At 71.3% G+C, this 4,984-nt stretch carries 5 protein-coding genes; 2 read left to right on the forward strand and 3 right to left on the reverse strand.

The annotated features are described in order from the left end of the window. Window positions 1-108: 108 nt before the first annotated feature. Window positions 109-1,434, reverse strand: a complete 1,326-nt coding sequence (locus tag ABZS97_RS43400) for an ABC transporter substrate-binding protein (protein ID WP_356149365.1) — start codon at window positions 1,432-1,434, stop codon at window positions 109-111. 324 nt (window positions 1,435-1,758) lie between these two features. Between ABZS97_RS43400 and ABZS97_RS43405 the strand changes: the two genes are divergently transcribed. Together ABZS97_RS43405 and ABZS97_RS43410 are read left to right on the forward strand one after the other, a co-directional pair. Next, window positions 1,759-2,814, forward strand: a complete 1,056-nt coding sequence (locus ABZS97_RS43405; RefSeq protein WP_356149368.1) for a LacI family DNA-binding transcriptional regulator — start codon at window positions 1,759-1,761, stop codon at window positions 2,812-2,814. 201 nt (window positions 2,815-3,015) lie between these two features. Continuing rightward, window positions 3,016-3,855, forward strand: a complete 840-nt coding sequence (locus ABZS97_RS43410; RefSeq protein WP_356149371.1) for a serine/threonine protein kinase — start codon at window positions 3,016-3,018, stop codon at window positions 3,853-3,855. A 385-nt stretch (window positions 3,856-4,240) separates the two neighbouring features. Here ABZS97_RS43410 and ABZS97_RS43415 read toward each other — a convergent pair whose 3' ends face one another. Beyond that, window positions 4,241-4,399 carry a hypothetical protein gene (locus ABZS97_RS43415; RefSeq protein ID WP_356149373.1) on the reverse strand — a complete coding sequence of 53 codons (159 nt, stop codon included), beginning with the start codon at window positions 4,397-4,399 and terminating at the stop codon, window positions 4,241-4,243. Beyond that, window positions 4,375-4,881, reverse strand: a complete 507-nt coding sequence (locus ABZS97_RS43420) for a GNAT family N-acetyltransferase (RefSeq protein WP_356149376.1) — start codon at window positions 4,879-4,881, stop codon at window positions 4,375-4,377. Before ABZS97_RS43420 ends, ABZS97_RS43415 begins: the two co-directional genes overlap by 25 nt. Between the last annotated feature and the right edge of the window lie 103 nt (window positions 4,882-4,984).

Genomic DNA, 4,984 nt, shown 5'->3' on the forward strand with positions numbered 1-4,984 from the left:
CGGGCGGTGGTCTTCCGCGAGCGTGAGCGCGGCGCGCCGCGCCCGGCTGGTCGCCGGGCGCGGCGTCGGCGCTCGACGCGGGGTGCGCGAGAGCCTGCTTGGAGCCTGTCACTGGCCGAGCACGTCCTTGATCTCGTTCTTTGCCGCGTCCCAGCCCTGGTCGGGCGTCTTGCCCTTCTGCTCGACCTGGAGGATGCCGACGTCGGTGATGGCCGTGCCGATCGGCTGGTCCTTCGTGCCGAAGATCTGGACCGGAATGGTCTTCGCCGAGTCGGCGAAGATCTGCGCGATCGGCGCGTCCGAGAAGTATGCCGTGGTGTCGGCCAGCGGCTTCAGGGCCGAGTACGCCGACGGGGTCGACGGGAAGCTCGCCTGCTTGGCGAAGACCTTCGCCTGCTGCTCAGGGGCCGTCAGCCACTTCGCGAGCGCGATGGCGTCCTTCTGGTGCTTGCCCGCCGTCGGCACGCCGATGAACGAACCGCCCCAGTTGGCCGCGGTCGGCGCCGCCGCCACGTCCCAGTTGCCCTTGCCGGAGGCGCCGGACTTCTGCTCGATGTAGCCGATCATCCACGCGGGGCAGGCCACCGTCGCGAAGCTGGCGTTGGAGAGGGCCTTGTTCCACGGGTCCTCGAACTGCTTCAGCTTCGCCGACATGGTGCTGGTCGCCACCTCCATCGCGGCGTTCCAGGCGTGCTTCACGCCCGTGGACTTGTCCCAGATGACGTTGCCGTCCTTGTCGTAGTAGCGCTGGCTCTCGCCACCCAGCGCCGCGTTGTAGACCGAGGAGGCGGAGTCGACGTACTTGGTGCCCTTGGGCGCCTTCTTCATGTACTCCTTGCCGACGTCCACGAACTTGGACCAGTCGCCCTTCCACTGCGCGGCGAGCTTGGTGCGGTCCGTCTCGAGGCCGGCCTTCTTGAACAGGTCCTTGCGGTAGCAGATCGCCATCGGGCCGACGTCGGTGCCGAGGCCGATCAGCTTGCCGTCCTTGGTGGTGGCCTGGGCGTTCTTCCAGTCCAGCCACTGGGACTTGTCGACCTCCTTGCCGAGGTCGACGAACTTGTCGGCCTGCGTCTGCACGGCCTCCGTGACGTTGCCGACCTCGATCGCCTGGATGTCGTCGGTGCCGGCACCGGCCTGCAGACGGGTCAGGGTCTTCGGCCAGTACACGTCGGTCTTGGTGGTGACGTTCTCCTTGATGGAGATGTTCGGGTGCAGTTTCATGTAGTCGTCGTAGAGCCCGGCCTGCTTGTAGCCGAAGACCCCGAAGGTGCCGATGGTCAGCGTGGTCTTGCCACCGCCACCGCCCCCACCGCCGGAGTTCGAATTGCCGTCGTCCGAGTCCTTGGAACAGCCGGCCAGCAGCCCCGTACTCAACGCGGCGACGGCCGCGAGGGCCACCAACCGGTGGGATCGGCGGGTACTCGTGCGCATTGCGTCCTCCTGTTGCCTGACGTGCCGACCCCCCGGCCAACTGCACTGTTGGGCCCGTTATTCTCGCTGCGGCTCGGGCGGGGAACGTGCGGGATGTGTATGTGTCAGGTACCGTGGGAGCGCTCCCACAGGTGATGTGTTGAAGAGTCGTCGGTTTGTTCGGGGGTGTCAAGGGTGGAAGCGGCGAGATATGCCTTCGGTTATCGGCCTGTTAGCTAAAGAGCCCGGCGGACGTCCACGGCTCGCTCCGAGGCTTCGCCGAGGGATCACGACTGTTAGATTCCAGGCCGACGCGGTGTGACGCGGCGTGACAGGAGGCGGACCATGGCAGGCCACGGAGCGCGGGGCCGGAGCGGCGGGCGGCCGACGCTTGAGGAGGTCGCCGCGCGGGCCGGAGTGGGCCGCGGCACGGTGTCGCGGGTGATCAACGGCTCCCCGCGGGTCAGTGACGCGACCCGCGCGGCGGTCGAGGCGGCGGTCGCCGAACTCGGCTACGTGCCCAACACGGCGGCCCGCGCGCTCGCCGCCAACCGCACGGACGCGATCGCGCTCGTCGTGCCCGAGCCGGAGACCCGCTTCTTCGCGGAGCCGTACTTCTCGGACATGCTCAAGGGCGTCGGCTCCGCGTTGTCGGAGACCGAGATGCAGCTGCTGCTGATCTTCGCGGGCAGCGACCGCGAGCGGCGCCGGCTGGCCCAGTACCTCGCCGCGCACCGGGTGGACGGCGTCCTCCTGGTCTCCGTGCACGCCGACGACCCGCTGCCCGACCTGCTCTCCCAGCTGGAGATCCCGGCCGTGATCAGCGGTCGCCGCTCGGTGGAGGAGACACTTCCGTCGGTCGACTCCGACAACTACGGCGGCGGCCGCGTCGCCGTGGAACATCTGATCGAACGGGGCTGCCGGACCATAGCCCACATCGCCGGACGCCTCGACGTCTTCGGCGCCCAGCGCCGCGTCGACGGCTACCGCGAGGCGCTGCAGGACGCCGGCCGCGAGGTCGACGAGGGCCTGATCGTCCCCGGTGACTTCACCGAGGAGGGCGGCCGCCGCGGGATGACACAGCTGCTGGCCCACTGCCCGACGCTGGACGCGGTCTTCGCCGGCTCCGACGTGATGGCGGCCGGCGCCCGCCAGGTCCTGCGCGAGGCGGGCCGCCGTATCCCCGACGACGTGGCGCTCGTCGGCTACGACGACTCCGCCATCGCCCGCCACATGGACCCCCCGCTGACCAGCGTCCGCCAGCCCATCGAGCACATGGGCCACGCGATGATCGACCTCCTCCTGGACGAGATCGCGGACCGCCGCCCGGCGGCGTCCCGGGGCCTGGAGCGCCGCCAACTCGTCCTGCCCTCGGAACTGATCCTGCGGGCTTCTTCCTGACGGACCTGACGGACCTGACGGACCCGACCGATCGGGTGGACCTGATGGACCTGACCCGATCGGGCGGACCCTGAAGGAAGCCCGCCACCCGGCGCGGCCCGGTCGCCGGGCGCCCGGAATCCGGCCTCCGCGCCCGTCCCGCCTGCGACATCTCTCCATATGAGCGACACGGGTGCGCCCCCGTCGGGCAGGCTTTGGGGCATGGTCCTACACCCCTTGCTGGGAGTCGACGAAGTATCCGCCGTGGAGCCTCACTTGGGGCGGGTGGGCGAGGTGTTCAGGGTGTTCCGCGAGCAGGACTCGGGGTGCGTGTCGTACGGGGTGCGGCTGCTGGACGGGGCGCGCTGGTTCGTGAAGGAGGCGGTCACCGGCCGGGCGCGCCGTTCGCTGGAGCGCGGCTGGGCGTTCCACCGGGCCGTACGGCACACGGCGATCGTCCCGCAGGTGCACCGGATCGCCGTACAGCAGGGCGGTTCGGCGGTGGTGATGCCCTGGCGGGAGGGCGAGGTGCTGTACCACGCCACCGCGGGGGGACACCGCGACCGTACGAGCCCGGGCAGCCCCATGGCCCGCTTCCGCGCCCTGCCGACCGCCCGCGTCCTGGGCGCCTTCGACCGCGTCCTGGACGCCCATCTGGCGGTGGAGGCCGCCGGTCACGTCGCCGTCGACTTCTACGACGGCGCACTGCTGTACGACTTCACGGCGGACGTGATGCATCTGGTGGACCTCGACGAGTACCGCCCGGGCCCCTTCCTCGTGGAGGACGAACGGCTGCCGGGCTCCCGCCGGTTCATGGCGCCGGAGGAGTTCGCGCGCGGGGCGCTCATCGACATCCGTACGACGGTCTTCACCCTGGGCCGCACCGCCCGGCTGCTCCTCGACGCGGGCGACGAGGAACGCGCCTGGCGCGGCACCCCGCAACAACTGGCGGTGGTCGAGCGCGCCACCTTCCCCAACCCCGACGACCGCTACCGAACGGCCCGCGACTTCGCCGCCGCGTGGCGGGACGCCGCCGATCCGCCCAGGGAGGCGGGGCGTTAGGCGTGCTGTCCGGGGAGGTCGGTGACGGGGTCTTGGGTGGCGGGGGATGCGGCCGTGCTTCGCCGTCCTGCTCTTCGGTGCCGTACGGCCCGCGACTTCGCCGTTGCCTGGCGGGGGCAGGGCTGTCAGGCGCGCTGTCGGGAGGTCGGTGACGGGGTCTTGGGTGGCGGGTGGGATGCGGTCGTGCTTCGCCGTCCTGCTCTTCGGTGCCGTACGGCCCGCGACTTCGCCGTTGCCTGGCGGGGGCAGGGCTGTCAGGCGCGCTGTCCGGGGAGGTCGGTGACGGGGTCTTGGGTGGTGGGTGGGATGCGGTCGTGCTTCGCCGTCCTGCTCTTCGGTGCCGTACGGCCCGCGACTTCGCCGTTGCCTGGCGGGGGCAGGGCTGTCAGGCGTGCTGTCCGGGGAGGTCGGTGACGCGGTCGTGGGTGGCGGGAGGCAGTGACACGGCATCGAAGCGGCCGTACGGCCCGGGTTCCCGCAGGGGCGTCTCGGGCACGGCGGCCCGTACGGACGTCTCCGTCAGGGGCGCGGTTCGCGCCGCCATCGCACCTCGCCGTCCTGCTCCTCGCCCGTCGGTGTCAGCCCGGCCGCCGTGGCGACGGCCGCCGACGCGCGGTGTTCGGGGTGGACATGGGCGACGACGGACCCTGCGCCCTGCCGCTCCAGCCATCCGACCAGCCCCACGGCGGCCTCGGACGCGAACCCGCGCCCCTGCCAGCCGGTGCCCACCACCCAGGCGATCTCCGCGACGCCCCCGGCGACCGTTGCCTGCACCGTCCCCACCAGGGCCCCGCCCTCGTGCAGCCGCAGCACCCAGTTGCACCAGGAGACGGCGGGGTCGGGGCAGCCGGCGACCAGCCGCTCGTAGCGTGCCCGCAGTGCTTCGGGGGAGTGCGGAGCGCCCCCGATGAACTCGTGCAGCGCCGGGTCGCCGAGCACCGCGGCCATCTCCTCGGCGTGCTCGACGCGGAGGGGGAGGACGTCGAGACGGGCGGTGCGGAAGGACTGGGCGCTGATCACGGTCATGACAGAGGACGGTAGAGGACCGTGAGGGGAACACGACCGAGGCCCGGGGCCCGTTGCCGGTACCGGCCCCCGGGTTTTTGGGGTGGGTGGGGCCTTGAAAACC

The organism is Streptomyces sp. NPDC005485 (genome assembly GCF_040606085.1).
Classification (GTDB): domain Bacteria; phylum Actinomycetota; class Actinomycetes; order Streptomycetales; family Streptomycetaceae; genus Streptomyces.